This is a genomic window from Conexibacter sp. CPCC 206217 (assembly GCF_030646165.1).
GTDB lineage: Bacteria > Actinomycetota > Thermoleophilia > Solirubrobacterales > Solirubrobacteraceae > Conexibacter.
In genome coordinates, this window is the sequence record NZ_JAUTDO010000007.1 from 203,287 (window position 1) to 229,888 (window position 26,602).

A 26,602-nucleotide genomic window follows, 5' to 3' on the forward strand; every position below is an offset into this window, starting at 1 on the left:
ACATGGCCATCGAATTCACCGACAAGATCCGCCGCCTGCCGACCTATCCGACCGCTGGCGGCTACGCGCTCGACGGCTTCGCGATGCTGGCGAGCAACGAGGCGCCGTTCGGGCCGATGCCGGGCGTCGTCGAGGCGGCCGCCGGCGCGGTCCTGAGCGCGAACCGCTACCCCGACCCGTCGAACATGTCGCTGCGCAGAGCGCTCGCCGCCCGCTACGACTTCGCCCCGGGCAGAATCGCCATAGGCTCGGGCTCCTGCGACATCCTGCTGAGCGGCGCCGAGGCGCTGCTGGAGCCGGGCGCGGAGTTCGTCTACGCGTGGCCGTCGTTCTCGGTCTACCCGCACATGGCCGCCGCGACGGGTGCGAACGCGATCGTCGTCGACCTCGACGAGAACCACCGCCACGACCTCGACGCGATGCTCGCGGAGGTGACGGCGGCGACGCGCCTGCTGATCGTCTGCAACCCCAACAACCCGACCGGCACGTCGCTGCCGCTGGCTGAGCTGGAGGCGTTCGTCGCCCAGGTCCCGCGTCACGTCTGCGTGCTGATCGACGAGGCCTACTGCGAGTTCTCGACGCTCGACGACCCCGACGACTCGATCGCGCTCGCGCGGCGCTACTCCAACGTCGTGCTGCTGCGGACCTTTTCGAAGGTCTACGGCCTCGCCGGCCTGCGCGTCGGCTACGCGCTGTGCGGTGACGAGCGCTTCCGCGTCGCGGTCGAGCAGGTGCGCCAGCCGTTCTTCTGCAACTCGGTCGCGCAGGCCGCGGCCGAGGCCGCCCTGCTGCGTCAGGACGAGCTGACGCGCCGGATCGAGGAGACGGTCGCGAACCGTCTCACGCTGGTCGAGGGCCTGGAGGAGCTGGGCCTCGACGTCGCCGACTCGCAGGCGAACTTCATCTGGCACTCGCTCGGCGACGGCGACGAGGACGAGATCCTCGAGGGCCTCAGAGCGCGCAAGATCCTGATCCGCTCCGGCAGAGCGCTCGGCCGCGCCGGCTGGGCCCGCACGACCGTCGGCACCGCGTCCGAGAACCGGCGCCTGCTGGACGCGCTGGGCGAGCTGGTCTAGGGCGCCGGCGGCCTGGCCGCCGGGCGGCCTGGCCGCGGCGGCCGGCTGAGCTGTCGATCTCGGCGCCGCTTGGCCGTCAGCGGCGCGCTGGCGCGCAGCCGCCTACGGCAGCCGCGCCGGCACCGGCGTCGCTGCCCGCCGGCCGGCGACGCTGACCGTGCGGTCGTACGACGCGCGCAGCGTGGCCGGGTCGGCAAGACCCTGGCGCAGCGCGTCGCCGATCGGCAGGACCGCGTAATCGGGCTGGCGGACCCAGACCGGGACATAGGTCACGCTGCTCACCCGCGTCCGGCGCGGACGGTCGCGGTCGACGACGAGGTGCAGCTGCGCGAGCAGGCCGTCCTGGGCGCCCGGAGCGCAGCACGCAGGCGTCTGGTTGGAGATCAGGTTGCCCTCGCCGAAGACGACCGGCTTGCCGTGCACGCGCGCGATCGGCTGCACGACGTGGACGTGCTGCCCGACGACGGCGGTGATCGCAGGCGAGCGCATCAGCGCGTCGGCGAGCGTGCGCTGGAACGCGCTCGGCTGCGAGCCGTACTCGTCGCCCGCGTGCAGGTTGACGAGCACGACGTCGGCGCCGCGCTCGCGGGCGCGGCGGGCGTCGGCGACGATCCGCCCTGCGTTGGCGATGTTGACCGACCACGGGTGCGGCGCCGGGATCCCGTTCGTCATCTCGGTGTAGGCGAGGAAGGCGACCTTGACCCCGTCGCCGGCGTCGAGCAGCAGCGTCCGGCGCGATCCCTGCGGCGTCGTGAACGATCCCGTGTGGCGGACCCCGGCACGGTCGAGCGCCTGCACGGTGCCGGCGATCCCGCCGCTGCCCTGGTCGAGCGTGTGGTTGGAGGCGGTGTCGCAGGCGTCCCAGCCGGTCGATCTGATCGCGCGGGCGAGCGCGGGCGGCGTGTTGAAGACCGGGTAGCCGCTCGGCGGCGCGCTCGTCATCGGCGTCTCGACATGGCAGATCGCCAGATCGGCTCTCTGCACGTACGGCTTGACGTAGCGGAACAGCGGCGCGAAGTCGTACCCGTCTCCGCCCGCGAGCGCCGCCGCCCGCTGCCAGACCGGGCTGTGGATCAGGAAGTCGCCGCTGGCGAGGATCGTCAGCCGGACCGGCTTGCGGGGAGGTCTGGGCTGCTGCGCTGCGGTTGCGGGCGTGGTCGTCGCGGCGGTCGCGGCCACCGCACTCGACGCGGAGCGACTCGCTGACGAGTCGTTGCCGCACCCGATGACGGGGAGCAGGACGAGCAGTGCGAGCACGAGCAGCGATCGGCGCATGCCGACAGTCTCGTCGCTCGGGAAGACGGTACGGCGCACCCTGGCCACCAAACGAACACACGATCACCTTCACACTGCCCCGCCGCTCTGGCACAATGGGCGACAGCGTCATGTCTTCCAGCGACCGTACGACCGACCGCATCGCCATCGGCACCTATGCCGGCTATGCGTCGTACGCCAGCTCCTGGCGCCTCTCTGCCTGGCGATTTATCTAGGCGTCCGGCCAGATCATCGCGTTGCGCCCACCCGTGGTGGGTCCCTCGTGAGGTCGGGCGCCGTTTCCATCGCCCCGGCACGTTCTCCGTGCCGCCACTTCCGTAGATTTCCAGGCCTAGAGAGGACCGCAGCATGATGATCGTGATGAAGCAGGACGCGACCGAAGACGAGATCCAGGCCGTGATCGAGCGCGTCGAGGGCGCCGGTGCACGCGCGCACCGCATCGACGGCGAGGAGCTGACCGTGATCGGCGCGCTCGGCGACCGCGAGCACGTCCAGGGACTGGAGCTGGAGGCTTCACCCGGGGTCGAGAAGCTGGTGCCGATCCAGAAGCCCTACAAGCTCGCCTCCTCGCAGCTGCGACACGGCGAGCCGAGCGTCCTCGAGATCGGCGGCCGCAAGATCGGCGGCGACAGCTTCGCCCTGATCGCCGGCCCCTGCACGGTCGAGTCGCGCGAGCAGACGCTCGGCACCGCCGACACCGTCCTCGCGGCGGGCGCGACGCTGTTGCGCGGCGGCGCCTACAAGCCGCGCACGTCGCCCTACGCCTTCCACGGCCTCGGCGTCGAGGGTCTGAGGATCCTCGCGGAGGCGAAGGAGCGCACCGGCATGCCGATCGTGACCGAGCTGATGGACGTGCGCGACCTGGAGCCGGTGCTCGAAGTCGCCGACGTGATCCAGATCGGCGCGCGCAACATGCAGAACTACACGCTGCTCACCGAGCTCGGCCGCGCCGGCCGCCCGGTCCTCCTGAAGCGCGGCCTCTCGGCGACGCTGGAGGAGCTGCTGAACGCCTCCGAGTACATCCTCAAGGAGGGCAACGAGGCCGTGATGCTGTGCGAGCGCGGCATCCGCACGTTCGAGACCGCCTACCGCTTCACGCTCGACCTGACGGCGGTGCCGGTGCTGAAGGAGCTGACGCACCTGCCGGTCATCGTCGACCCGTCGCACGCCGCCGGCCGGCGCGACCTCGTGCAGCCGCTGTCGCTCGCGGCCGCCGCGGTCGGCGCCGACGGGATCATCGTCGAGGTCCATCCGGACCCCGACAACGCGATCTGCGACGGTCCGCAGCAGCTCGTCGCGGACGAGTTCGCGGCGTACGCGGAGAAGGTCGGCCAGGCCGCGGCCGTCGCCGGCAAGACGATCTCCAACCTGCACGCGGCACACGCTGCCGCGGCGATCTGAGACCAGAGAGGGCACGAGCGGCTTGCGGGTATCGATCATCGGGGTGGGCCTGATCGGGGGTTCGATCGGGCTCGCCGCCCGCGAGCGGCTCGGCGCAGAGGTGACCGGCTGGGACCCCTCGCCGGGCGTGCTCGACGCCGCCGTCGCGCGCGGCGCGCTCGACCGCGGCGCGGCGACGCTGGCGGAGGCGGTCAGCGGCGCCGAGGTCGTCTTCGTCGCCGCGCCGGTCGGCCAGCTGACGACGGCGGTCGAGGCGGTCCTCGACGCGATCCCGCGCGATTGCGTCGTGACCGACGTCGGCTCGACCAAGCGCAGCGTCGTGGCGGAGATCGACGACCCGCGCTTCGTCGGCGGCCACCCGCTCGCCGGTGCCGAGACGGCCGGCGTCGAGCATGCGCGCGGCGACCTGTTCCAGGACGCCGTCTGGTACCTGACGCCGAGCGAGGGCGCGACCGGGGTCCTGTTCGAGCGCCTGCACCGGCTGCTGCGCGGGCTCGGCGCGCGCCCGACGACGATCGACGCGGCCACGCACGACACGATGCTCGCGGCCGTCAGCCATCTGCCGCACGTCGTCGCCAACGTGCTCGTCGCGCAGGCGGCGCGGGCGCTCGAGCAGGAGTCCGAGCAGCTGCCGGCGACCGGGCCGAGCTTCCGCGACGCGACGCGCGTGGCGGGCGCCAACAGCGCGATCTGGACCGACATCTACATGGCCAACCGCGACGCGCTGATCGAGCGGATCGACGACGCGACGCGGCGGCTGGGAGAGTTCCGCGCGCTGCTGGAGTCCGGCGACGACGACGCGGTCGCGCGCTGGAACGACGCGGCGCGCGCCGATCGCGAGCGGCTGCTGGAGGCGCAGCTGGCGGGCGGTCCGCTGCACGAGCTGCGCGCGTCGGTGCCGAACGAGCCGGGCGTCGTCGCGCGCCTGGCGCTGGAGTTGGGACGCGCGGGCGTCAACATCACGGACATGGCGCTGTACCCGGCGCCGAACCAAGCGGAGGGCGTCGTGGCATTGTGGATCGCAGGGGACGAGCCGGCGCGACGCGCGCTGGAGCTCGTCGAGCAGCAGGGCTTCCCCGTGGCACGTGCATGAGCATGCCCGGAGAGGGAAGCGCCGCTGTGCGCTTCGAGCCCGCCGACGGCGGCCTGCGCGGGACGCTGCGGGTGCCGCCGGACAAGTCGATCTCGCACCGTTCGGCGATCTTCGCGGCGATGACGCCGGAGCCGGTGCGGGTGCGCAACTACCTCGACGCGGCCGACACCAACTCGACGCTCGCGGCGGTCGAGCAGATCGGCGCGCAGGTCGAGCGCCGCGGCGGCGGCGAGCTGCTGATCCGCGGCTGCGGCCTGCGCTCCCCGCGCGCGACCGACGGCCCGATCGACGTCGGCAACGCCGGCACGCTGATGCGGCTGCTGCCGGGCTGGCTGGCGGCGCAGCCGGGCACCGCCTGGACGTTCGACGGCGACCGCTCGATCCGCAGACGGCCGATCGACCGGATCGCGGAGCCGTTGCGCCAGATGGGCGCGACGATCGAGCCGACCGACGATCGCTACCCGCCGTTCACGCTGCGCGGCGCCGAGCTGCGCGGGATCGAGTACGTGTTGCCGGTCGCCAGCGCCCAGGTCAAGTCGTGCGTGCTGCTGGCGGGCATGAACACCACCGAGCCGACGACCGTCGTCGAGCCGGCGCCGAGCCGCGACCACACCGAGCGGATGCTGGCGGCGGCCGGCGTGCCGGTCTCGCGGGACGGGGAGCGCGTCACGGTGCGCCGCGTCGAGCGGCTCGGACTCGACGCGATCGACGTCCCCGGCGACTTCTCCAGCGCCGCCTTCTGGATCGCGGCAGCGGTGCTCGTGCCCGGCTCGCGGATCGTGCTGGAGGACGTCAACGTCAACTGGACGCGGACCGGCTTCGCGCGGATCGTCGAACGGATGGGCGGGATCGTGAGCGGCGAGCTGGAGCCGGCGGGCGCGTTCACGCCCGGCGAGCCGGTCTCGGCGCTCGAGATCGCGCACGGCCCGCTGCGCGGCACGACGGTCGAGGCGGCGGAGGTGCCGCTGGCGATCGACGAGCTCCCATTGGTCGCGCTGCTCGGCTGCTTCGCCGAGGGCGAGACGGTCGTGCGCGGCGCGGCGGAGCTGAAGGTGAAGGAGTCCGACCGGATCCAGACCGTCGTCGACGGCCTGCGCGGCCTCGGCGCCGGGATCGAGGCGACCGACGACGGCTTCGTCGTGCAGGGCGGGAGCGGGCTGCGCGGCGGCAGCATCGGCTCACACGGCGACCACCGCATGGCGATGCTCGGCGCGATCGCCGGCCTCGCCTCGCGCGAAGGCGTCGTCGTCGAGGGCATGGACGCGGCGGCGGTCTCCTACCCGGGCTTCACGCAGGACCTGGCGAGGTTGCTGGCGCGGTAAGGGGTCCGTGCGCTGTCGCTGCCCGCGGGCAGCCTCAGCGCGCGCGGCCTGTTCGCTGGCTAGGGTCTCGCCGATGGTCATCGCAATCGACGGTCCCGCCGGGGCCGGCAAGTCGAGCGTGGCGCGTGCCGTCGCGGCCGCGCTCGGCTTCACGTACCTCGACACCGGCGCGATGTACCGCTGCGTCGGGCTCGCCGCCGCGCAGCGCGGCGTCGCGCCGGAGCAGATCGCCGATCAGCTGACGATCGAGCTGGGCGAGCGCGTGCTGCTCGACGGCGTCGACGTGACGGAGGCGATCCGCACGCCCGAGGCCTCCGAGGGCGCCTCGCGCGCGGCCGCAGAGCCGACCGTGCGGCGCGCGATGGTCGCGCAGCAGCAGCGGATCGTCGCCGACGGCGACTGGGTCGCCGAGGGGCGCGACATCGGTACCGTCGTGGCGCCCGACGCGGCGCTCAAGATCTTCCTCACCGCGAGCGCGCAGGAGCGCGCGCGCCGCCGCGCCGCGCAGATCGGCGCCGACGTCGCGACCGTCCTGGCCGAGCAGACGATCCGCGACGAGCGCGACACGACGCGCGAGCACGACCCGCTCGCCCCGGCCGCCGACGCGGTCGAACTCGACACGACGGGCCTGAGCCTGGAGGATGTCGTCGCACGCGTGACCGCGCTCGTCGCCGACCGTAAGGAGTCGTAGATGCGTCGAACCATCGTCATCGCCCTCGCCGCCGTCCTGTCCGGGGCGTTCCTGCTGCTGGGAGCCGTTGGTGCCTCCGCGGCGATCCGCACGGTCTTCCCGGCAAGAGACTTCAGACGCCAGGTGGCGGCGATCGAGCGCCACACGCGCATTCCGGTGCTGCTGCCGGATGCGGTCCACATCGACGCGCCCGCCAGACACGGCATCGAGGTCAAGTGGATCTCCAACCGCAGACGCTGGGAGCTGTCGCTCGCGATCGGCCCGCGCTGCGGCGGCGCGAACGCCTGCTTCGTCGGCGTCTTCAGCGCCGACCGCGGCGCGAGACCCGCGTTCAGAACCCGCGTCAGGCTGCGCGGCGGCAAGGTCGGCTTCTACAAGCCGAGCACGTGCGGCGCGTCCTGCTCGCCGCCCCAGATCCAGTGGCTGATGGGCAGAGTGCTCTATGACGTCCAGTTCCGCGAAGCCGGCCGCGGCAGCGACCGCAGCAAGCTCGTCGCGCTCGCCAACAGCGCCCTCGCCGCCGGCCCGCGCTGAGCGCGGGCGGCCTGCTCGACGGCGTCCGACTATCCTCGGCCGCATGAATCCCAGTTCCGGAGCCCCGCGATGAAGGTCGCCGTCGTCGGCTACCCCAACGTCGGCAAGTCATCGCTGGTGAACCGGCTGACGCAGACGCGCGAGGCCGTCGTGCACGAGCGGCCGGGCGTCACGCGTGACCGCAAGGAGCTCCAGACGGAGTGGAACGGGCGCAGGTTCACGCTGATCGACACCGGCGGCGTCGACCTCGACGACCGTGACGAGATGCAGCGCTCGATCCAGGAGCAGGCGCGCGCCGCGCTCGCGGACGCGCAGCTGGCGCTGTTCGTCGTCGACGCGCAGGGCGGCATCCGCCCGGGCGACGAGGAGATGGCCGACCTGCTGCGGCGCACGAACATCCCCGTGATCCTCGCCGCCAACAAGGTCGACTCCGTCAAGGACGTCGTGCTCGCGGCGGAGTTCTACGCGCTCGGCTTCGGCGACCCCGTCGCGGTCTCGGCCGCGCAGGGGCTCGGCACCGGCGACCTGCTCGACCGCGTCGTCGAGCGGCTGCCGGAGGAGGGCACGATCGAGGAGGACGAGGACCTCGTCCGGCTGGCGCTGATCGGGCGCCCGAACGTCGGCAAGTCCTCGCTCGTCAACCGCATCATCGGCAACGAGCGCGTGATCGTCTCCGACGTCGCCGGCACCACGCGCGACGCGATCGACCTGCCGTTCACGTTCGAGGGCCGCAGACTGATCCTCGTCGACACCGCCGGCATGCGCCGCCAGGCGAAGGTCGGCGACTCGATCGAGTACTACACCGCGCTGCGCTCGCGCCGCGCGGCCGAGCGCGCCGACGTCGCGCTCGTCGTCTGCGACGCGCAGGACGGCGTCACCGCGCAGGACCTGCGGATCGCCGAACTGGCGATGCAGTCCGGCTGCGCGACCGCGCTCGTGCTGAACAAGTGGGACCTGACCGGCGGCGAGGACGAGCCCGAGTTCGACCTCGACCACGAGCGCGCCCGCGTCAACAACAAGCTGCGGCTGCGTCCGCGCGTGCTGACCACCAGTGCGCTGACCGGCCGCCACATCCAGCGCCTGCTGGCGGAGGCGTTTGCGCTCGCCGACCGCACCTCCGGCCGGATCCCGACGCCGCAGCTGAACCGCTTCCTCTCCGACGTCCAGGAGATCCGCCAGCCGCCCGCGAAGCAGAACCACCGCCTGAAGCTGATCTACATGACGCAGACCGGCGAGCGGCCGCCGCGCTTCTCGATCCAGATCAACTCGCGCAGCCGCGTCACGCGCGACTACGCCTACTTCATCGAGAACCGCCTGCGCGAGCGCTACCGGATGGAGGGGATCCCGCTGATCATCGACTTCGTCGAGCGGCGCGAGCGGCGCGGCGAGAGACAGGGCCGCCCGGCCCGCGGCGAGAGCCGCCGCGACCGCGCGCGCGACCGCGACGGCGCCGCCCTCGCCGGCGGCGACGAGGCCGGCGGCAGCTTCGACGCGCTCGACGCGGATTGACGCAGCCGCCCGGCGGGCCTGACACACTCGCCGACGGCATGAGCATGGCGAGGGGCAGAGCACCGCGGCGCAGATCGACGCTGCCACCCGTCCTGCGCGACTGGCGCGCCGGCGCCGGGCTGCTCGCGCTCGTCGTGGCTGTCGTGGTTGCGATCGTCGCGCTCGGCGGCGGGGGCTCGGACGACGGACCGCCCGCGACCGCCGCCGCGCGCCTGGCCCCGGCCGACGCGCTCGCCTACGTGCACGTCTCGACCGACGGCGAGCGCGGCGGCGTCCAGCGGGCGCTCGCGGCTGCCCGGCGGATGGGGATCGAGCAGACGCTGCGCGACCAGCTCTCCGGCCTGCTCGGAAGCGGCAGCGGCGCCGCGCCGGTCGACTTCGAGCGCGACGTGCGCCCGTGGCTCGGCGACGAGGCCGCGCTGGCGCTGACGAGAGGCAGCGGCGGCACCGCCGGCTCGCTGTTGCTGCTGTCGATGACCGACGAAGCCGGCGCGCGCGACTTTCTCTCCCGCACGGCCGGACCTGCGAGAAGAAGCGCGTACAGGGGCACCGCGACGGCCAGCTACGGCAACGGCACGGTCTCCGCCTTCGTCGACGGCTTCCTCGCGATCGGGCAGAGCGACACGGTGCGCGGGGCGATCGAGCGAGCGGATGGCGGCGACGACGGGCCCGCGAGCGGCGACGGAGACGCGCAGGGCGGCGTCGTCGGCTCGCTCGCCGACGACCCGACCTACCAGCGCGCCACGGCCGATCAGCCCGACGGGCGCGTGCTCGACGCGTACGCCTCGGTGGAGGGCGTGCGGCTGCTGCTGGCGCCGCAGGGCGGTCCGCTCGGGCTGGTCGGCGCGCTGCTGGACCAGCAGGGACTGAAGGCGACGGCGCTCGCGCTCACGGCCGGCGACAGACAGGCGAGAGTCCAGGTGCGCGCGGTGCTCGATCCGAGAGATCGCAGAGAGCCGCCGACGTTCACGCCGACGCTGACGAGATCGGTCCCGCTCAACGCGCTCGCCTACCTCGGCTTCCCCGGCCTCGAGCGTGCGGCGCCGCTGCTGCTGGGCCTGGGCGGGCTCGGCGGAAGCGGAAGTGGCGCGGCCGGCGCGGCCGGCGGCGCTGCGGGCGCGCTCGGCGGCGACACCGCCACGCTCGTGAGAGAGGCCGGCAGACTGCTGGCCAGCAGCGGCGTCAGCTTCACGCGCGACGTGCTGCCGCTGTTCGGCAGCGAGGTCGCGGTCGTCGTCGTCGACGCGGGCAGAGGCGTGCCCGGGATAGCGCTGCTGGCGCGCGTGCGCGACCCCGCCGCGACCGCGGCCGGCCTGCGCAGGCTGGAACCGGCCGTGGCGAGACTGTTCGCGCCCGCTGGCGGCGCCGCACCAGCCTTCGGGGACGCCAAGATCGGCGGCTTCGCGGCCCGGCGACTGCGTGCCGACGGCGGCGTCGAGCTCGACTACGCGCTGCGCGGCGACACGCTCGCGCTGTCGACGAGCGCGGCCGCGCTGGCGGCTGTCGTGCGCCCCAGCGGCGCGATCTCCGACAACCCGGACTACGGCGCGGTAATCCCTGATTCCCAATCGAAGTTGACCTCGATAGTCTTCTTCGACCTCAGCCAGCTCCTCAGACTCTTCGAGCCGCTGGGATTGACCTCTGATTCGGGCCTCGGTGCGGATCTCCAGCGCATCCGCGCGGTCGGTCTCACGTCGATGAGCGGGGAGGCGCAAACGACCGCGGAGTTGACGTTCGAGATCTCATGAGTACCTATAGCGACAACGAGTTCCTGTTCACGTCGGAGTCCGTGACCGAGGGGCATCCGGACAAGATCGCCGACCAGATCTCCGACGGCGTCCTCGACGCCGTGCTGCGGGACGACCCCTACGGCCGTGTTGCGTGCGAGACGCTCGTGAACACCGGCCTCGTCGTGGTTTCGGGCGAGATCTCGACCTCGACGTACGTCGACATCCAGGAGATCGCCCGCGAGACGATCCGCAGAATCGGCTACATCGACGGCAACCTCGGCTTCAGCGCCGACTCCGTCGCGGTCCTCAACGCGATCGACAGACAGTCTCCGGACATCGCGCAGGGCGTCGACAAGGCCTACGAGGCGCGCACGGACGCCAACGACGACGACGCGCTCGACGTCGCGGGCGCCGGCGACCAGGGCATGATGTTCGGCTACGCCACGCGCGAGACGGACGAACTGATGCCGCTGCCGATCGCGCTCGCGCACAAGCTCGCCAAGAGGCTGGCCGATGTGCGCAAGGCCGAGACGCTCAACTACCTGCGCCCGGACGGCAAGACCCAGGTCTCCGTCCGCTACCAGGACGGCAAGCCGGTCGAGATCGAGAAGCTGCTGATCTCGACGCAGCACGCCGAGGGCGCCGAGTCGCTGATCCCGGACGACCTCTGGGAGCACGTCGTGCTGCCGGTCCTGCCGAAGGACCTGTTCGACGCGGACAAGCTGCGCAAGGAGTTCCTCGTCAACCCGACCGGTCGCTTCGTGATCGGCGGTCCCGTCGGCGACGCCGGTCTGACCGGCCGCAAGATCATCGTCGACACCTACGGCGGCATGGCCCGCCACGGTGGCGGCGCGTTCTCCGGCAAGGACCCGTCGAAGGTCGACCGCTCGGCCGCGTACGCCGCCCGCTACGTCGCCAAGAACATCGTCGCGGCCGGCCTCGCCGACCGTGCCGAGGTTCAGGTCGCGTACGCGATCGGCGTCGCGCACCCGGTCTCCGTGATGGTCGAGACGTTCGGCACCGAGAAGATCGGCCGCGCGAAGATCGAGCAGCTCGTGCGCGAGCACTTCGACCTGCGCCCGGGCGCCTTCCGCGAGTACCTCGACCTGCACCGCCCCGTCTACCAGAAGACGGCTGCCTACGGTCACTTCGGCCGCGAAGACGCCGACTTCACGTGGGAGAAGACGGACAAGGCCGACGCCCTGCGCGACGCCGCCGGCCTGGCCGGCGCGGCCGCGTAAGCGGAGCGCTTCGCACGACATTCCGCAGTACCGGCGGGCGCCCCACGGGGCGCCCGCCGTCGTCGAGGCTTCGCGCGCCGGGGTGGCGCGCGTCGCCGCGTCGGCGCTGCTGCTGCCGGCTGCGGCTCAGAGCCCGCCCGGCGAGAGCTGGTCCGGGTGCTGGCTGGTGAGGCCGGCCTCGCGCTCGCGGTGGGCCTTGTCGACGGCGCGCACGACCTGCTCGGGGTTGGCGATGCCGCGGAAGGTGAAGTCGGAGTCGTCAGCTCCGGCGGTGTCGAAGTCGACCTGGCCGACGCGCAGCAGGCGGTCGAGCAGCGACTGGTCCGTGTTGACGTTCTGGACGCGCTCGACGCGGGTCTGCTGCATGTGCTTCGACAATATGCCGCGCTCGATCGTCAACCGCTGGTTGGTGATCGTGTACGTCGTCGAGAAGCGGAAGAGGAAGCCGATCAGGATCACCACCGCCATCACGACGACGAACGCGACGATCGTCAGCGCGACGTCGAAGCCGCTTCCGATCGCCGTCACCGCGGCCACGATCGCGGCTGCGACGAGCGCGAACAGTCCGCCTCTCACGTAGAAGCTGAGCGTGCCGCGCCAGGACGGGTGCCCGGCGTAGATCACGTGCTCTTCTTGATGCAGCTCGAGTCCCATGAGCGCAGCGTACTGCTCTGGGCGGCGGTCGATCGCGCCCGCTCGGCGAATGGCCGGTGCGCAGGCTACGTTGAGGGGATGGCGCGCCTGCCCGCACTCGATCCGGCCCCCGCCGACGGCGTCGTCGCGCTGCGCCGCTGGGTCCCCGCCGACGTGCCGGCGATCGCGGCCGCCTGCCGCGATCCCGAGATCCAGCGCTGGACGTTCGTGCCCGACGACTACGACGCGCTGAAGGCGCGCGCGTTCGTCGCCGCCAGCTCGACGCGCTGGTGGGCGGGCAGCGGCGCCGACGTCGCGATCGTCGACGCGGTGCAGCCGGAGCGCGTGCTCGGCTCGGTCGGCCTGGTGCGGATCGAGTGGGAGCGCGCGTGCGGCGAGGTCGGCTACTGGGTCGCGCCGGGCGAGCGACGGCGCGGCGTCGCAGCGCGCGCCGTCGCGCTGCTGTCGGCGTGGGCGTTCGAGCGGCTGGCGCTGACGCGGCTGGAGCTGATCCCGTTCGTCGGCAACGAGGCGTCGCAGCGGGTCGCCGAGCGGGCCGGCTACGTGCGCGAGCCGGGACCGCCGTTCGTGTTCGCAGCAGACACGAAGCACGGTCCGGTCGAGGGCGTGTTGTTCGCGCGCACGGCGCTCTAAGGTCCCGTCGCCTCGTGCCGCCGATCGCCCGCATCGAACCGCTCACGACCGCCCGCGCGATCCGCGGCCCGTTCGACTACCGCCTGCCGCCGGCGCTGCAGCACGTGCAGGTCGGCGCGCTGCTGGTCGTTCCGTTCGGCGGGCGCGACGTGCTCGGCGTCGTCGCGGAGCTGACCGACACGACCGAGGTCGCGCCGGAGAAGCTGGCCGAGCCGAGATCGGCCGTCGAGCCGGGGATCCCGGCCGAGCTGGTCGGCCTTGCCCGCTGGATCGCCGACGAGTACTGCTCGACGACGGCGCGCGCGCTGGCCCTCGTGCTGCCGCCCGGCGCCGGCCGCGCGACGACCCCGCGCGTGAGAACGCGGCGGGTGCTGGTGGCGGAATTGACGCACGGGGGACGCGCGGCGCTGGAGACGGGGCAGGAAGCCGCCGCGCCGGGGGACGGAGCCGCGTCCGAAGGAGCTTCCACGCCGGGGAACGCCGCCGCGCCGGGCAGAGCCGCTGCGCCGAACCGCGCCGTCCGCCTCACCCCCAAGCAGCGCCTCGTGCTGGAGAACCTCGCCGACGCCGGCCCGCTCCCGGCCGCCCAGACCGGCGCCGACCACGGCTCGCTGCGGCGGCTCGCGGATCGCGGGCTGCTGCTGCTGGAGCAGCGCGAGCGGCGGCGGCGGCCGACGCACACCGCCGTCGGCGCGCGCAACGGCGGCGCGCCGCCGCGGCTGACGCTCGAGCAGGTGAAGGCGCTGGAGCCGATCGTCACCGCGCTCGGGGCGGCGGACGGGACGCTGAACCCCGCCGAGCGCCGCTTCCTGCTGCACGGCGTGACCGGCTCGGGCAAGACCGAGGTCTACCTGCAGGCCGCTGCCGCGGCGCTCGACGCGGGCAGAAGCGTGATCGTGCTGGTGCCCGAGATCGCGCTCGCGCCGCAGACGGTCGCGCGCTTCCAGGCGCGCTTCGGCGACACCGTCGCGGTGCTGCACTCGCAGCTGGGGCAGGGCGAGCGCTACGACGAGTGGATGCGGCTGCGGCGCGGCGAGGCGCGCATCTGCGTCGGTCCGCGTTCGGCGGTCTTCGCGCCGCTGGACGACGTCGGGCTGGTGATCGTCGACGAGGAGCACGAGCCGGCCTACAAGCACGAGGGCGACCCCCGCTACGACGCCCGCCGCGTCGCCGCCCGTCGTGCGCACGACGAGGGCGCGGTGCTGCTGAGCGGCAGCGCGACGCCGCGGCCGGAGTCCGTCCATGCGCTGCGCCGGCTGCGGATGCTCAGACGCGTCGACGGCCGCCCGCTGCCGCCGGTCGAGATCCTCGACATGAGGGATGCGAGACACCCGCTGCACCCGGTCACGCGCGAGGCGCTGGCGGACGTCCGCCGCGCCGGGCGCAAGGCGATCGTGCTGGTGAACCGGCGCGGCTGGTCGAACTTCCTCTCCTGCCGCTCGTGCGGCAAGGTCTGGCAGTGCCCCGACTGCGACGTCGCGCTCGTGCTGCACCGCAGCCAGCGCGCGGTCTCCTGCCACCACTGCGGCCACAGCGAACGGGTGCCGTCGACCTGCCCGGACTGCGGCTCGGTCACGCTCGCGCGCCACGGCGCGGGCACGGAGCGGATCGAGCAGGAGCTGATCGACGCGATCGGCGATCCCGGCTTCCCCGTCTTGCGCCTCGACGCCGACACGACCGCGACGAAGGGCGCGATCGCCCGCGCGCTCGTCAGATTCGACGCCGCGCCAGCGGGCGTGCTGGTCGGCACGCAGATCGTCGCGAAGGGCCACGACTTCCCCGACGTGACGCTCGGGGTCGTGCTCGACGCCGACCAGACGCTGCGCTTCCCCGACTTCCGCGCGGACGAGCGCACGTACTCGCTGATCGCCCAGCTCGCGGGCCGCGCCGGTCGCGGCCCGCACGGCGACGGGCGCGTGCTCGTGCAGACGCTCGCGACCGACGAGCGCGCGATCATCGCCGCCGCCGCGCACGACAGCGACGGCTTCCTGGCCGGCGAACTGGCTCGCCGCGAGCTGCTGCGCTACCCGCCGTTCGCGTCGCTGATCCGCGTCGTCTGCTCCTCCGAGCAGCTGTCGCAGGCGCACGCGGCCGCCGACGCCGTGATGAGAATGATTGACGCGCCGGGCGCGCAGGTGCTCGGCCCCGCGCCGCTGTTCCGCCTGCGCGGCAGAGAGCGCAGCCAGCTCGTCGTCAAGGCGACCCAGCGCCGCGCCGCCGTCCAGTCGGTCGCCGCGGCGGTCGACGCGGTCGCGCGCACCCCGCTCGGGCGGCGCGTCAGCCTGTCGGCGGACGTCGATCCGCAGTAGCGGGCCGGGGCGAGGCGTCCGCGGCCGTTCCCTCTAGAATCCAAGCCCCATGGCAGAGCTTGAAGAGCAAGAGGGCGAGGAGCGCGAGGCGCCCCGCCTCGACCCCGAGACGGCCGCCCGTCGCGCGGCCGCGCTGAGCCTCGTGCGGCAGTTCGGCGATCCCGTGCTGAAGAGCAAGGCGATGCCGGTCACGCGCTTCGACGAGGATCTCAGAGCGCAGATCGACGGGATGGGCGAGATCATGGCCGACTCGCTCGGGATCGGGCTCGCAGCGACGCAGCTCGGCAAGCTCAACCGCGTGCTCGTCTACCGCGTCGAGCAGGAGTCGCCGGTGATCGCGCTCGTCAACCCCGAGATCGAGTGGTCCGGCGAGGAACTGGAGAGCATGGAGGAGGGCTGCCTCAGCCTGCGCGGCGTGCTGGTCGAGGTCGAGCGCCCCGTCAACGTGCGCGTCAGAGCGCAGGACGAGCGCGGCGAGCGGGTCACGATCGAGGCGAGCGGCTTGGAAGCGCGCGTGATCCAGCACGAGATGGACCACCTCGACGGCGTCCTGATCCTCGACCGCACCTCACGCCCCGAACGCAAGCAGGCGATGAAGATCCTGCGTGAGCAGGTCGCCGAAGACGAAGCGGCTTGAGCCGCGCCGTGCGCACCGCCTACCTCGGCACCTCCGACTTCGCCGCCGCGATCCTGCGACGGCTGGCCGACAGCCCGCACCGGCCGCAGCTCGTCGTCACGCGCCCGGACCGGCCGAAGGGCCGCGGGCGCAGACTGCAGTCGCCGCCGGTCGCCGACGCCGCGCGCGAGCTGGGGATCGAGCTGGACCAGCCCGACAGCGTCAACGGCGACGAGGCGCGCGCGCGGATCTCCGCCGCGCGGCCCGACGCGGTGATCGTCTGCGCGTTCGGGGCGCTGATCAAGGAGCCGCTGCTGTCCGAGCACGAGATCGTCAACGTGCACCCGTCGCTGCTGCCGCGCTGGCGCGGCGCGGCCCCGCTGGAGCGGGCGATCATGGCCGGCGACGACGAGACGGGCGTCGCGATCATGCGCCTGACCGCGGGGCTCGACAGCGGCCCCGTCAGCCTGCTGGAGCGCGCGCCGATCCTCCCGCGTGACACCTTCGGCACGCTCGCGCAGCGGCTGGAGCGCGTCGGCGGCGAACTGCTCGTGCGCGCGCTGACCGAACGCCCGGAGTACGTCGAGCAGACCGAGGACGGCCTCACCTACGCCGAGAAGATCGGCCCCGAGGACCGCACGCTGGACCCGCTGCGCGATGACGCCGCCCAGCTCGACCGCACGATCCGCGCCCTCTCGCCGCACGTCGGCACGCGCGTGGCGCTGCCGGGCAGCGAGCCGGTCGCGTACCTGGGGGTGGGAATGGGGGAGCCGGTCGACGGCGAGCAGATCGCTGCGGGGCTCTTCGCCGCCCACGACGGCCGCCTCTTGCTCGGCGCCGCGAACCGCAGCGTGCTCGAACTGACCGAGGTCCAGCCGCCCGGCAGACGCCCGATGTCAGCCGCCGACTATCTGCGCGGCTACGGCCTGCCGACCAGCTGACGGGCGGAGGTGCGCCGATCCACTGCTGTAGAACAGCAGTGGATCGGCGCTCCTCGTCAGCTGGTGGCGTCGTCGGGCGTCGCGGCAGGGCCGTCGAGCGGGACCGCGGCGCGGAAGCCGAAGACGGCTGACAGCAGCAGGCAGGGAACGCCGATCGCGTGCGCCCAGCCGGCGTCGGCGACGGTCAGGAAGCCGAACCCGAGGATCGCGAACGCGATCGCGGTGCGCGCGAGCAGGCCGCTGCGGGAGGCGCTGAGGGCGTCGATCGGCGTCGCGCCGGAGCCAGCGCCCACCCGCGCGTCCGGCGCCGTGCCCGCGCCGGCCGCACCCGGCTCCGCGCCGATCCCGGCGCCGTCCTCGTCCCCCGGCGAATACCCGAGCGACCCGCGCAAGGTCAACGTGAACAGCAGCGCCAGCGACGGCAGCAGCACCAGCGCGCCCGCGAGCGTGGCGACGACGACCGCGACGAGCACGTCGTGGGAGGCCGCGGCCTGCTCGACCGTCAGCCCGGGCAGCAACGTCGGCGACTGCGCGATCGCCCAGCCCGCGACGATCGCGGCGACCGCGACGGCGGCGCTGTAGCGCGACCACTCGTAGCGTCTCTGCCACACCAGCGTCAGCGTCCCGAGGCCCGCCAGCGCCGAGACGATCACGGCCGCGAGGCCGCCGCCGGAGACGAGGTCGTCGAACAGCGCGCGCGTGTCGTCGCGCAGCACGAACAGGCCCGCGGCCGCGACGACGCCCGCGACGAGGCCGGCGCCGAGCGCGCGCGTACGGAACGCCTCCTCCATCTCCGGCTTGCCGTGCCGGACCGCGTCGGCGGCGAGGTAGACCGCGGCGAGGTAGGCCGACAGCACGACGGCGAGCACGCCGATCGTCAGCGAGGTCGGGTTCAGCCAACTCGACCACGGGTCGCCCTGCGCGTTGCCGATCGGCACGCGGCCGGACGCGATCCCGCCGACGACGGTCCCGAGCGCGAACGGCGTCAGCACCGAGGCGACGGCGAAGACGGTGTCGATCGCGCGCAGCTCGCGCTTGGCGGAGGTGCCGGCGCGCAGCGCGTAGGAGGCGCCGCGGAAGACGATCCCGAGCGCCGCGATGAAGAGCGGGATCGACAGCGTCGAGGCGATCGAGGCGAACCCCTCCGGGTAGCACGTCCACATCACCACGAGCACGAAGATCAGCCAGACGTGGTTCGCCTCCCAGACCGGCGCCATCGACTCGTGCGCGTGCTCGCGGACGCGGTCGGCGCGGTCGCCGCGGCCGGCGACGAGCTGCCAGAAGCCGGCGCCGAAGTCGGCCCCGGCGAGCACGACGTAGAGCGTCAGCCCGACCAGCGCGAAGATCAGCGGGACGGTGTAGAGATGCATCGCTCAGCTCCCGCCTGTCGTGCCGGTGCCGGAGCCGCCGCCGGGAGCGTCGTCGCCGGCGCCACCCGCCGCGCCGGAGCCGCCGCCGCTCGACGAAGCCGCACCGCCGGCCGCGCCCGCCGCCCCGATCCCGCCGTCGTCCGGCGCCCCCGCCGTCACCAGCTGCGGATCGCCCGCGCCGCCCAGCGGCGAGGCCGCGAGCCGGCGCAGGATCCACCAGGTCGCGGCGAGCAGGCCGACGTAGACGAGCGCGAGCAGGCCGTAGCCGACCGGCACGCCGCCGGCGCCCGTGACGGCCTCGTCGGTGCGCATGAAGTCGTAGACGACCCACGGCTGGCGACCGACCTCGGTCACGACCCAGCCGCAGATCAGCGCGACCACCGCCGCGGGGCCCGCGAGCACGAGCGCGCGGTCGAACCAGACCGATTCGGGCAGCCGCTTTCTGCGCCAGCGCACGAACAGCACGAGCGCCGCGAGCGCCGCCAGCCCGGTGCCGATCCCGACCATCCCCTGGAAGGCGAAGCGGATCGTGTTGATCGGGCCGGGACGGTCGTCGGGCGGCACCGACGTGAGGCCTCTGACGGTCGCGTTGGGGTCGTGGTAGGAGAGGAACGACAGCAGCTTCGGGATCGAGATCCCCCATCTGATCTCGCCCGTGTCCTTGTCGTACCAGCCGAGAATGTGCTCCGGCGCGCCCTTGGTCGTGTCCTGCAGGCCCTCCAGGGCGGCGAGCTTGACCGGCTGGTGGGAGGCGACCTCGCGCGCGGCCCAGTCGCCGACGAGCAGCTGCACCGGCGCGGCGACGGCGGCGATCGTCAGCGGGATCGCGAGCGCGGTGCGCTCGTAGCGACCCCATCTGCCTCTCAACTTGCCGTACGCGTAGGCGCCCGCCAGCAGGAAGCCGACGACGATGTACGCCGCGACGTACATGTGGACCAGCTCGTGCCAGAAGAACGTGTTGCCGAACAGCGCGCTCCACGGCCGCACGTTGGCGACCGCGCCGTCGACGAGGTCGAAGCCGCCCGGGTGGTTCATCCAGCCGTTGACGGCGATCACCATCGCGGCGCCGAGCATGCCGGTGAGGACGATCGGGATGCCGCTGGCGAAGTGCCACTTCGGCTTCATCCGATCCCAGCCGTAGACGTAGATCCCGATGAAGATCGCCTCGAGGAAGAAGGCGAACCCCTCGATCGCGAAGCCGAGCCCGAAGACGTCGCCGAAGGAGGCCATGAAGCCGGGCCAGAGGATCCCCAGCTCGAAGCTGAGGATCGTGCCGGTGACGACGCCGACGGCGAACAGCGCGACCATGATCCGCGACCAGCGCCGCGCGAGTCTGCGGTAGAGCGGGTCGCCCGTGCGCAGGTAGAGCCACTCGACGAACAGCACGATCGCGGGGAACGCGACGCCGAAGCACGTCAGCGGGATGTGCACCGCGAACGACATCGCCTGCATCTGGCGGGCCTGATCGAGGTGGTCCTGCTCGACGGGCGTGAGCTGGGCGAACGTGGAGATCGTCTCGAGCAGAGGCACGGTGCGCGCATCATCCCCCAGCGGTCGGCGGCGACGTGCCTAGATTGCGTGAATGCGCTGCAATCTGACGCGAACCGTGCAGCGAACACGGTGCGCGCTCGAGTTCGCGTGCGGAGCGTGCCGCTCGTGCGGCGGGCTGCGGCGAGCGCGGGCGCGATCTCGCCCCAGCGACCGCTGTCGCCGCGCGCCTGCCACGATGGACGCGTGCCATCCGTCGCCTCTGCCGTCTCGCCCGCCCGCCGGGTCGCCGCCGCCGTGCTGCGGCGCGTCGAGCAGGACGGGGCGTACGCCGATCGCGCGCTCGCGGGGGAAGCGGTGCGCGCCGGCCTGCAGCCACGCGAGTACGGCTTCGCGACCGCGCTCGCCTACGGCGCCGTGCAGCGCCGCCGCACGCTCGACCACGTGATTGAGCGGCTCGCGAGACGGCCCGTCGACCAGCTCGACCCCGTCGTCCGCGACGCGCTGCGACTCGGCGTGCTGCAGTTGCTGTTCTTCGACGGCGTCGCCGCGCACGCGGCGGTCGACCAGAGCGTCGAGCTGGCGAAGGCCGGCGGCGGTTTCGGTCACAAGCTCGTCAACGCGGTTCTGCGCCGCGTCCCGCGCGAGGGCCCGAAGCTGCTCGCCGCGCTGAACGACCGCAGACCGAGAGGCGCGGCGCTGCTGAACTCCGTGCCGGACTGGCTCGCGCGGCTGTGGTGGCAGGCGCTCGGCGCCGACGACGCCCGCGCGCTGCTCGCCCACGTCAATCTGCCCGCCGAGACGGCGCTGCGCGTCAACACGCTCGTCGCGGATCCGGCTGAGATCGCGGCGGAGCTGGGGGAGCGCGGGGTGCAGACAGGCCCCGCCGCGATGGGGGAGCCGCTGCCCGAAGCGCTCGTCGTCGACGGCGCCTTCGACCTGCGCGGCGACCCGCTCTTCGCCGCCGGCGCGCTCGTCGCGCAGTCGCGCGCGGCGATGCTGGCGACGCGGCTGCTGGCGCCGGCGCCCGGCGCCCGCGTGCTCGACCTCTGCGCCGCGCCCGGCGGCAAGACGACGCACCTGGCAGCGCTCGTGGCCGGCGCCCGACCGACCGGCGGCAGCGACACGGACGTCGCGAGCTCGGCCGGCGCCGACGGCACCGAGGCCGCGCTCGCCGCCGCCCCCGGCATCGTCGTCGCCGTCGAGCGCCACCCCGGCCGCGCCGAGGCGCTGCGGGAGACGGCGAGACGGCTGCACGCGGACGGAATCGTGACGGTCGAGACCGGCGACGCGAGCGTGCCGCGCGAGGGCGACGCCGAGTCCTACGACGCGGTGCTCGTCGACCCGCCGTGCTCCGGACTGGGCACGCTGCAGGGCCGGCCGGACCTGCGCTGGCGCGCGAGCGAGGCGGCGATCGACGAGCTGGCCGAGCTGCAGGGGCAGATCCTCGCGGCCGGGGCCGCGGCGCTGAAGCCGGGCGGAACCCTGATCTATGTGACGTGCACGATCTCGCCCAGAGAGAACGATCGCGTGGTCCAGAGATTCCTGTCCGAACGTCTCGGCGCCAGCTTCGTGCTCGACGACCTCGGCGCCGCGCATCCCCAGTTGCGATCGCGCCTGGAGCCGCGCACGTTGCAGCTGCTGCCGCATCGCGACGGCACCGACGGCTTCTACCTCGCACGCCTCAGACGCGTGCTCTGACTCCAGTTCGAGCTGCCCGGCGGGTGACGCCCATCCGCCGGATGCGCTATCACGAAGGGGTGCAGAGCGGGATGCGCAGATGAGCGAGCAGCCGGTCAAGCTGGGACCTGAGTGTCCGGGCTGCGGCGAGCCGTGGCTGCGCCCGACGACGATGCCGGGCCGCTACCGCTGCGTCTACTGCCTGCGCCGCTACGAACTGGTCTCCGTCTGCCCCAACTGCGGTGAGCACTCGACGATCGTGCGGATGTCCAGCACCGCGATCGTCATCTGCAACCACTGCAAGGGCAGCATGCTGACACCAGTCTGAGACCGACCCGACACTGACGCGGGCTCCTCGCTCCTGTTGCCTGTGCGCTGACACGGGAGCGCCGTCGCACGCTGCGGCGGCAGGATCGAAAGGGAGCAGCGATGAGTGGACGCACCCGCAAGCTGACGCTGGCCGTGCTGGCGGCCGGCGTCGTCGCCTTCGTCGTCTCGGGCGGCCTCGCGACGGCGGCGAGAATGATCACCGGCAGAGACCTCGCACCGGGCACCATCACCAGCCGCGAGCTGGCCAGAGGCAGCGTCGGTTCCAGACAGCTCGCCAGAGGGCTGGCGAGAGAGCTGCGGGGCTCCCGCGGCGCGAGAGGCGCCCGCGGCGCGAGAGGCGCCACCGGGCCGGCTGGACCCGCCGGCCCCGCAGGCTCCGCTGGGCCTGCCGGCGCCGCAGGCGCGGCCGGTCCGCAAGGCGTTCCCGGTCCGCGCGGCGCTGCCGGCGCGCTCGACGTCGTCGACGCCGAGGGCCGCAACCTCGGCACCTTCGCTCCGTACTACTCGGGCTACATCACGGTGCTGACGCCCGAGGGTGCGCTGCTGACATATGACTACAGCCCGAGCCAGAGATACCCGACCGTCTTCAACAGCAGCCAGATCCTCTACAGAGAGGGCTCGTGCAGAGGCCAGCCGTACGGCTACTTCGGCAGCAGCTACCCGATCCAGGCGCCCTACTTCGCCGACAGCTCGCCCGCGCCCGGGATGAGAATCTGGGTCGGCGTCGCGGCGGTGCCGGAGGAGTCGACGTTCGCCTCCTACCGCTCCAGCGGCACCTGCACGAACTCGTCGACGAGAACGACCGCGATCCCGCTGAGAGAGGCGGGCGTGCTGCCCGCCGTGACGAAGCCGTTCACGCTGGTCCCGGCAGGCTGACGCCACGGGCTGCCGACCGCGCCGCGCGACGCCCCGCACAGGCGTCGCGCCGCGCGATCCGCCAGACTGCTGGGCCGTATGACGAGACCGAACGCCACTGAGCTGCTGCGGGCGGTGCGGATCGCGCCGTCGATCCTGTCCGCGGACTTCGCGCGCCTCGGCGCGCAGGTCGACGAGGTCGTCGCCGCGGGCGCCCGCGTGATCCACGTCGACGTGATGGACGGCCACTTCGTGCCGCCGATCACGATGGGGCCGATCGTCGTCTCCGCGCTCGCGGACCGCGTCCACGCTGCCGGCGCGCTGCTCGACGTGCACCTGATGATCGAGCGTCCCGAGCGCCAGGTCGCCGAGTTCGCCGCCGCCGGCGCCGACTCGATCACCGTCCACGCCGAGGCGACGCCGCACCTCGACTACGCGCTCAACGCGATCAAGGACGCCGGCGCGAGCGCGTCGGTCGCGATCAACCCGTCGACGCCGGTCGAGGCGCTCAGCGAGGTCGCCGAGCTGCTCGACATGGCGCTCTGCATGTCGGTCAACCCCGGCTGGGGCGGGCAGAGGTTCATCCCCCGCTCGCTCGACAAGCTGGAGCGGCTGCGCGCGCTGCTGCCGGCGAGCTGCGCGATCGAGGTCGACGGCGGCGTCGACGCGACCACCGCGGGCGGCTGCGTCAGATACGGCGCCAACGTGCTCGTCGCCGGCTCGGCGATCTTCGGCAAGCCGGATCCGGCGGCGGCCTACGCCGCGATCGCGACGGCAGCCGGCGCCGCGTAGAGCGGCGACTGCCGAGTTGCCCGCGGCCGCGAGAGCGAGCCGCCAGGCGAGTTCACGCTGAGCCGATCGAGAGCGCTCTGCCGGGGATTGGCCGGCTAGCCGTACGCTGACCCCTTCACCGGTCGGCGACAATCATCTGCACGATGGCGCGGACGATCCTGATCGTGGACGACCACCCGAGCTTCCGCTCCAGCGCGCGGCGCGTGCTGGAGGCGGGCGGGTTCGCGGTCGTCGGCGAGGCCGCCGACGCCGCGACCGGCTTCGCCGCGGCGCGCGACCTGCGCCCCGACGTGGTCCTGCTCGACGTCGGCCTGCCCGACGCGGACGGCTTTCGCGTCGCCCACTGCATCAACACGCTGAGCGACCCGCCGCAGGTCGTGATCGTCTCCAGCCGCGACTCGAGCGACTTCGGGCCGCTCGTCGCGGGCTGCGGCGCGTGCGGGTTCGTCGCGAAGGCCGACCTGTCGGGCGACGCGGTCGCCGCGCTGCTGTTATGACCCCGGCCGGGCTGACGCCCGCCAAGCGCGCCGCGATCACGGCGATCGGCTTCGCCGGGATCCTCGGCGCGGCGCTGACGATCGTCGTCGTGCTGACGAGCGACCACGCCGATCCGAAGTGGCTCGTGCTGGCGCTGCTGCTGCTGATCGGCGTCTCCTTCACCGCGACCGGCATGTACGCCTGGGCGCGCCGCCCCGACTCGCGCTTCGGCCTGCAGATGAGCCTCGTCGGGCTCGCCTGGTTCGCGGGCGCGCTGACCGCCTCCAACGACGACGTGCTGTTCACGATCGGCAACCTGTTCGGCTCGCTCTACGCCGCGATCGTCGTGCACGCGCTGCTGGGCTTCCCGACCGGCCGCCTGCGGACGCGCTTCGAGCGCCGCTTCGTCGCCGCCGTCTACGCGCTGACGCTGCTCGGCCCGCTGCTGCTCCTGCTCGTCACCAACACGTTCGACGACGACGTGCCGCGCAACGTGCTGCTCGTCGTGGACGACGCCGACGTGGCGGAGATCGCCGACGCGGTCCTGCGCAGCGGCATGTTCGCCGCGGCCGTCGTCGCGACCGTGCTGCTGGTGCTGCGCTGGGAGCGCGCGACGACGCCGCAGCGGCGCCTGCTGGCGCCGGTGCTGTGGTGCGGCGCCGCGACGACGGCCGGGCTCGCGCTGTCGCTCGCGGGCCAGTTGCTGCAGCTGCCCGACCGCGTGCTGAACGTGACCGACGTGGCCGGGCTGGTGATCTTCGCGTCGGTCCCGATCGCGTTCCTGTCAGGGATCGTGCGCGCCAACCTCTCGCGCGGCCAGTCGGTCGGGCGGCTCGTCGCGCGGCTCGGCGGCGGTCCCGGCGGCCGCGGCCCGCTCCGCCTGCGCGACGCGCTCGCCAGCGCCCTGCGCGACCGCTCGCTGCAGATCGCGTACTGGATGCCCGCGACCGCGCCGGCGGGCGGCGACGCGAAGATCGAGCCCGTTCGCGCGGATCCAGCGCCGGGCCGCTACGTCGACTCGACCGGCCAGCCGGTCGCGCTGCCGCAGCCCGGCGACGGCCGCTCCTACACGCTCGTCGAGCACGACGGCCGCCGCGTCGCCGCGATCGTCCACGACGCCTCGCTCGACGAGGAGCCGGAGCTGGTCCAGGCGGCCGGCGCAGCCGTTGCGCTGGCGCTGGAGAACGAGCGGCTCGACGCCGAGCTGCGCGTGCAGATCGCGGAGGTGCGCGCGTCGCGCACGCGGCTGCTGGACGTCGTCACGCGCGAGCGGCGGCGGATCGAGCGCGACCTGCACGACGGCGCGCAACAGCGGCTCGTCGCGCTCGCGCTGACGCTCGGGATCGCCGAGCACCAGGTCGAGAGGGACCCCGAGCAGGCGATGGCGCTGATCCGTGAGGCGCGCGACGAGGCGCGGCTGGCGCTGGAGGAGCTGCGCGAGCTGGCGCGCGGGATCCATCCCGCGATCCTCACCGACCGCGGCCTCGGGCCGGCGCTGGAGGCGCTCGCCAGCCGCGCGCCGCTGCCGGTCGAGCTGGGCGAGATGCCGCGCGAGCGACTGCCCGCGACGGTCGAGGGCGCGGCCTATTTCGTCGTCGCGGAGGCGCTCGCGAACGTCGCCAAGTACGCGCGCGCCTCGCACGCGGCGGTGCAGGTGGAGCGCGTCAACGGCCATGCGGTCGTCGAAGTGCGCGACGACGGCGTCGGCGGCGCCGACCCCGGCGGCGGCAGCGGCCTGCGCGGCCTGGAGGACCGGCTGTCCGCGATCGACGGGCGTCTGGCAGTCTTCAGCCCGTCCGGGCAAGGCACGACCATTCGTGCCGAGATCCCGTGCACGTCCTAGCCACCGAACCGACCGACCGCGACTGAGGCCACCAGCATGCGTGTGGTGATCGCCGAAGACTCCGTCCTCCTGCGCGAAGGCATCGCCCGCCTCTTGCAGGACGCGGGCCACGACGTCGTGGGTCAGTGCGGTGACGCCGAGGACCTGATCCGCAAGGTGCTCGCGCACAAGCCGGACATCGCGATCGTGGATGTGCGGATGCCGCCGACGAACACCGACGACGGTCTGCGCGCGGCGCTGGAGCTGCGCGAGCGAGCGCCGCAGACGAGCGTGCTGGTGCTGTCGCAGTACGTCGAGGAGGGCTACGCGCAGGAGCTGATCAGTGGCGGCGCGGCCGGCGTCGGCTACCTGCTGAAGGACCGCGTCGCGGACGTCGAGCGGTTCGTCGACGCCGTCGGCCGCGTCGGCGACGGCGGCTCCGCGCTCGACCCGGAGGTCGTCGCGCAGCTGCTCGGCCGCCGCCGCCGCGACGATCCGCTGGAGGCGCTGACCCCGCGTGAGCGCGAGGTGCTCGGGCACATGGCCGAGGGCCGCTCCAACAGCGCGATCGCGGGCGAACTGGTCGTGACCGAGCGCGCGGTCGAGAAGCACGTCACGAGCATCTTCGGCAAGCTCGACCTGCCGCCGGCGCAGCAGGACCACCGCCGCGTGCTCGCGGTGCTGCGCTATCTCGGCGCGTCGCAGCAGTAGCGCGCGCAGAACCGCTGGGTACGGCTACCCGTAGCTCGACTCGGAGGCCATC

The 26,602-nt window shown here is 73.3% G+C and carries 24 protein-coding genes; 20 read left to right on the forward strand and 4 right to left on the reverse strand.

Features of this window, described 5'->3' with window-relative positions:
• The first annotated feature begins 2 nt into the window (after positions 1 to 2).
• Positions 3 to 1,076: a histidinol-phosphate transaminase gene (hisC, locus tag Q7L65_RS20045; RefSeq protein ID WP_304723867.1), complete on the forward strand. Its 1,074-nt coding sequence runs from the start codon at positions 3 to 5 to the stop codon at positions 1,074 to 1,076.
• 102 nt (positions 1,077 to 1,178) lie between these two features.
• Here the strand turns inward: hisC and Q7L65_RS20050 are convergent, their stop codons facing one another.
• The gene (locus tag Q7L65_RS20050) at positions 1,179 to 2,351 is read right to left on the reverse strand and encodes a CapA family protein (RefSeq protein WP_304723868.1); all 1,173 of its coding nucleotides are present in this window, start codon (positions 2,349 to 2,351) and stop codon (positions 1,179 to 1,181) included.
• 348 nt (positions 2,352 to 2,699) lie between these two features.
• On the opposite strand from Q7L65_RS20050, the gene aroF reads away from it, so the two are divergent.
• From aroF to metK, 8 genes are all read left to right on the forward strand, one after another.
• Positions 2,700 to 3,752, forward strand: a complete 1,053-nt coding sequence (aroF, locus tag Q7L65_RS20055) for a 3-deoxy-7-phosphoheptulonate synthase (RefSeq protein WP_304723869.1) — start codon at positions 2,700 to 2,702, stop codon at positions 3,750 to 3,752.
• A 43-nt stretch (positions 3,753 to 3,795) separates the two neighbouring features.
• Positions 3,796 to 4,845, forward strand: a complete 1,050-nt coding sequence (locus tag Q7L65_RS20060; RefSeq protein ID WP_304723870.1) for a prephenate dehydrogenase/arogenate dehydrogenase family protein — start codon at positions 3,796 to 3,798, stop codon at positions 4,843 to 4,845.
• A complete protein-coding gene (gene aroA, locus Q7L65_RS20065) occupies positions 4,842 to 6,167 on the forward strand; it encodes a 3-phosphoshikimate 1-carboxyvinyltransferase (protein WP_304723872.1) in 1,326 nt (441 codons plus the stop codon). Before Q7L65_RS20060 ends, aroA begins: the two co-directional genes overlap by 4 nt.
• A gap of 73 nt (positions 6,168 to 6,240) precedes the next feature.
• Positions 6,241 to 6,858, forward strand: coding sequence for a (d)CMP kinase (gene cmk, locus Q7L65_RS20070; RefSeq protein WP_304723873.1), 618 nt, complete (start codon positions 6,241 to 6,243; stop codon positions 6,856 to 6,858).
• Complete coding sequence (locus Q7L65_RS20075) at positions 6,859 to 7,392, forward strand: hypothetical protein (RefSeq protein ID WP_304723875.1); 534 nt, start codon at positions 6,859 to 6,861, stop codon at positions 7,390 to 7,392.
• Positions 7,393 to 7,461: 69 nt separating this feature from the next.
• Entirely contained in the window at positions 7,462 to 8,901 is a 1,440-nt protein-coding gene (gene der / locus Q7L65_RS20080) for a ribosome biogenesis GTPase Der (RefSeq protein WP_304723876.1), read from the forward strand.
• A 38-nt stretch (positions 8,902 to 8,939) separates the two neighbouring features.
• A complete protein-coding gene (locus Q7L65_RS20085; protein WP_304723878.1) occupies positions 8,940 to 10,649 on the forward strand; it encodes a DUF3352 domain-containing protein in 1,710 nt (569 codons plus the stop codon).
• Positions 10,646 to 11,872 (forward strand): methionine adenosyltransferase, encoded by a 1,227-nt coding sequence (gene metK, locus Q7L65_RS20090; RefSeq protein ID WP_304723880.1) that lies wholly within the window; start codon positions 10,646 to 10,648, stop codon positions 11,870 to 11,872. Before Q7L65_RS20085 ends, metK begins: the two co-directional genes overlap by 4 nt.
• A 126-nt stretch (positions 11,873 to 11,998) precedes the next feature.
• Here the strand turns inward: metK and Q7L65_RS20095 are convergent, their stop codons facing one another.
• Positions 11,999 to 12,526 (reverse strand): PH domain-containing protein, encoded by a 528-nt coding sequence (locus Q7L65_RS20095; protein WP_304723881.1) that lies wholly within the window; start codon positions 12,524 to 12,526, stop codon positions 11,999 to 12,001.
• 78 nt (positions 12,527 to 12,604) lie between these two features.
• Between Q7L65_RS20095 and Q7L65_RS20100 the strand changes: the two genes are divergently transcribed.
• From Q7L65_RS20100 to Q7L65_RS20115, 4 genes are read left to right on the forward strand one after another with little or no spacing between them, the layout of a single operon-like run.
• A complete protein-coding gene (locus Q7L65_RS20100; protein ID WP_304723882.1) occupies positions 12,605 to 13,159 on the forward strand; it encodes a GNAT family N-acetyltransferase in 555 nt (184 codons plus the stop codon).
• A gap of 14 nt (positions 13,160 to 13,173) precedes the next feature.
• Positions 13,174 to 15,468 carry a primosomal protein N' gene (gene priA / locus Q7L65_RS20105; RefSeq protein WP_304723883.1) on the forward strand — a complete coding sequence of 765 codons (2,295 nt, stop codon included), beginning with the start codon at positions 13,174 to 13,176 and terminating at the stop codon, positions 15,466 to 15,468.
• Between the two features lie 49 nt (positions 15,469 to 15,517).
• Entirely contained in the window at positions 15,518 to 16,105 is a 588-nt protein-coding gene (def, locus tag Q7L65_RS20110; protein WP_304723885.1) for a peptide deformylase, read from the forward strand.
• A complete protein-coding gene (locus Q7L65_RS20115) occupies positions 16,102 to 17,025 on the forward strand; it encodes a methionyl-tRNA formyltransferase (protein ID WP_304723887.1) in 924 nt (307 codons plus the stop codon). The genes def and Q7L65_RS20115 overlap by 4 nt, the downstream gene beginning before the upstream one ends.
• Before the next feature lie 56 nt (positions 17,026 to 17,081).
• On the opposite strand, the gene Q7L65_RS20120 is transcribed toward Q7L65_RS20115, so the two are convergent.
• Entirely contained in the window at positions 17,082 to 18,395 is a 1,314-nt protein-coding gene (locus Q7L65_RS20120; protein WP_304723888.1) for a cytochrome d ubiquinol oxidase subunit II, read from the reverse strand.
• 3 nt (positions 18,396 to 18,398) lie between these two features.
• Entirely contained in the window at positions 18,399 to 19,925 is a 1,527-nt protein-coding gene (locus Q7L65_RS20125; RefSeq protein ID WP_304723890.1) for a cytochrome ubiquinol oxidase subunit I, read from the reverse strand.
• A 204-nt stretch (positions 19,926 to 20,129) separates the two neighbouring features.
• Here Q7L65_RS20125 and Q7L65_RS20130 point away from each other — a divergent pair, with 204 nt between their 5' ends.
• The 7 genes from Q7L65_RS20130 to Q7L65_RS20160 all read left to right on the forward strand — a co-directional run bounded on the left by Q7L65_RS20130 (position 20,130) and on the right by Q7L65_RS20160 (position 26,550).
• Positions 20,130 to 21,584, forward strand: a complete 1,455-nt coding sequence (locus Q7L65_RS20130; protein WP_304723891.1) for a transcription antitermination factor NusB — start codon at positions 20,130 to 20,132, stop codon at positions 21,582 to 21,584.
• A 79-nt stretch (positions 21,585 to 21,663) separates the two neighbouring features.
• Positions 21,664 to 21,891, forward strand: coding sequence for a zinc-ribbon domain-containing protein (locus Q7L65_RS20135; protein WP_304723893.1), 228 nt, complete (start codon positions 21,664 to 21,666; stop codon positions 21,889 to 21,891).
• Between the two features lie 101 nt (positions 21,892 to 21,992).
• On the forward strand, positions 21,993 to 22,769 hold the full coding sequence (locus Q7L65_RS20140; protein WP_304723895.1) for a hypothetical protein: 777 nt from the start codon (positions 21,993 to 21,995) through the stop codon (positions 22,767 to 22,769).
• A gap of 78 nt (positions 22,770 to 22,847) precedes the next feature.
• Complete coding sequence (gene rpe / locus Q7L65_RS20145; RefSeq protein WP_304723897.1) at positions 22,848 to 23,540, forward strand: ribulose-phosphate 3-epimerase; 693 nt, start codon at positions 22,848 to 22,850, stop codon at positions 23,538 to 23,540.
• Between the two features lie 143 nt (positions 23,541 to 23,683).
• Complete coding sequence (locus Q7L65_RS20150; protein WP_304723899.1) at positions 23,684 to 24,037, forward strand: response regulator transcription factor; 354 nt, start codon at positions 23,684 to 23,686, stop codon at positions 24,035 to 24,037.
• Positions 24,034 to 25,860 (forward strand): histidine kinase, encoded by a 1,827-nt coding sequence (locus tag Q7L65_RS20155; protein ID WP_304723901.1) that lies wholly within the window; start codon positions 24,034 to 24,036, stop codon positions 25,858 to 25,860. The genes Q7L65_RS20150 and Q7L65_RS20155 overlap by 4 nt, the downstream gene beginning before the upstream one ends.
• Positions 25,861 to 25,896: 36 nt before the next feature.
• Positions 25,897 to 26,550: a response regulator transcription factor gene (locus tag Q7L65_RS20160; protein ID WP_304723903.1), complete on the forward strand. Its 654-nt coding sequence runs from the start codon at positions 25,897 to 25,899 to the stop codon at positions 26,548 to 26,550.
• Positions 26,551 to 26,602: the final 52 nt, after the last annotated feature.

Excerpts from the sequence above, each read along its gene's own strand:
- der (WP_304723876.1), top strand. The coding sequence starts at position 7,462 with ATGAAGGTCGCCGTCGTCGGCTACCCCAACGTCGGCAAGTCATCGCTG.
- Q7L65_RS20050 (WP_304723868.1), bottom strand. The coding sequence starts at position 2,351 with ATGCGCCGATCGCTGCTCGTGCTCGCACTGCTCGTCCTGCTCCCCGTC.
- metK (WP_304723880.1), top strand. The coding sequence starts at position 10,646 with ATGAGTACCTATAGCGACAACGAGTTCCTGTTCACGTCGGAGTCCGTG.
- Q7L65_RS20120 (WP_304723888.1), bottom strand. The coding sequence starts at position 18,395 with ATGCATCTCTACACCGTCCCGCTGATCTTCGCGCTGGTCGGGCTGACG.
- hisC (WP_304723867.1), top strand. The coding sequence starts at position 3 with ATGGCCATCGAATTCACCGACAAGATCCGCCGCCTGCCGACCTATCCG.
- Q7L65_RS20160 (WP_304723903.1), top strand. The coding sequence starts at position 25,897 with ATGCGTGTGGTGATCGCCGAAGACTCCGTCCTCCTGCGCGAAGGCATC.
- Q7L65_RS20155 (WP_304723901.1), top strand. The coding sequence starts at position 24,034 with ATGACCCCGGCCGGGCTGACGCCCGCCAAGCGCGCCGCGATCACGGCG.
- Q7L65_RS20075 (WP_304723875.1), top strand. The coding sequence starts at position 6,859 with ATGCGTCGAACCATCGTCATCGCCCTCGCCGCCGTCCTGTCCGGGGCG.
- aroA (WP_304723872.1), top strand. The coding sequence starts at position 4,842 with ATGAGCATGCCCGGAGAGGGAAGCGCCGCTGTGCGCTTCGAGCCCGCC.
- Q7L65_RS20095 (WP_304723881.1), bottom strand. The coding sequence starts at position 12,526 with ATGGGACTCGAGCTGCATCAAGAAGAGCACGTGATCTACGCCGGGCAC.
- cmk (WP_304723873.1), top strand. The coding sequence starts at position 6,241 with ATGGTCATCGCAATCGACGGTCCCGCCGGGGCCGGCAAGTCGAGCGTG.
- def (WP_304723885.1), top strand. The coding sequence starts at position 15,518 with ATGGCAGAGCTTGAAGAGCAAGAGGGCGAGGAGCGCGAGGCGCCCCGC.
- Q7L65_RS20100 (WP_304723882.1), top strand. The coding sequence starts at position 12,605 with ATGGCGCGCCTGCCCGCACTCGATCCGGCCCCCGCCGACGGCGTCGTC.
- Q7L65_RS20085 (WP_304723878.1), top strand. The coding sequence starts at position 8,940 with ATGAGCATGGCGAGGGGCAGAGCACCGCGGCGCAGATCGACGCTGCCA.
- Q7L65_RS20140 (WP_304723895.1), top strand. The coding sequence starts at position 21,993 with ATGAGTGGACGCACCCGCAAGCTGACGCTGGCCGTGCTGGCGGCCGGC.
- Q7L65_RS20150 (WP_304723899.1), top strand. The coding sequence starts at position 23,684 with ATGGCGCGGACGATCCTGATCGTGGACGACCACCCGAGCTTCCGCTCC.
- rpe (WP_304723897.1), top strand. The coding sequence starts at position 22,848 with ATGACGAGACCGAACGCCACTGAGCTGCTGCGGGCGGTGCGGATCGCG.
- aroF (WP_304723869.1), top strand. The coding sequence starts at position 2,700 with ATGATGATCGTGATGAAGCAGGACGCGACCGAAGACGAGATCCAGGCC.
- Q7L65_RS20135 (WP_304723893.1), top strand. The coding sequence starts at position 21,664 with ATGAGCGAGCAGCCGGTCAAGCTGGGACCTGAGTGTCCGGGCTGCGGC.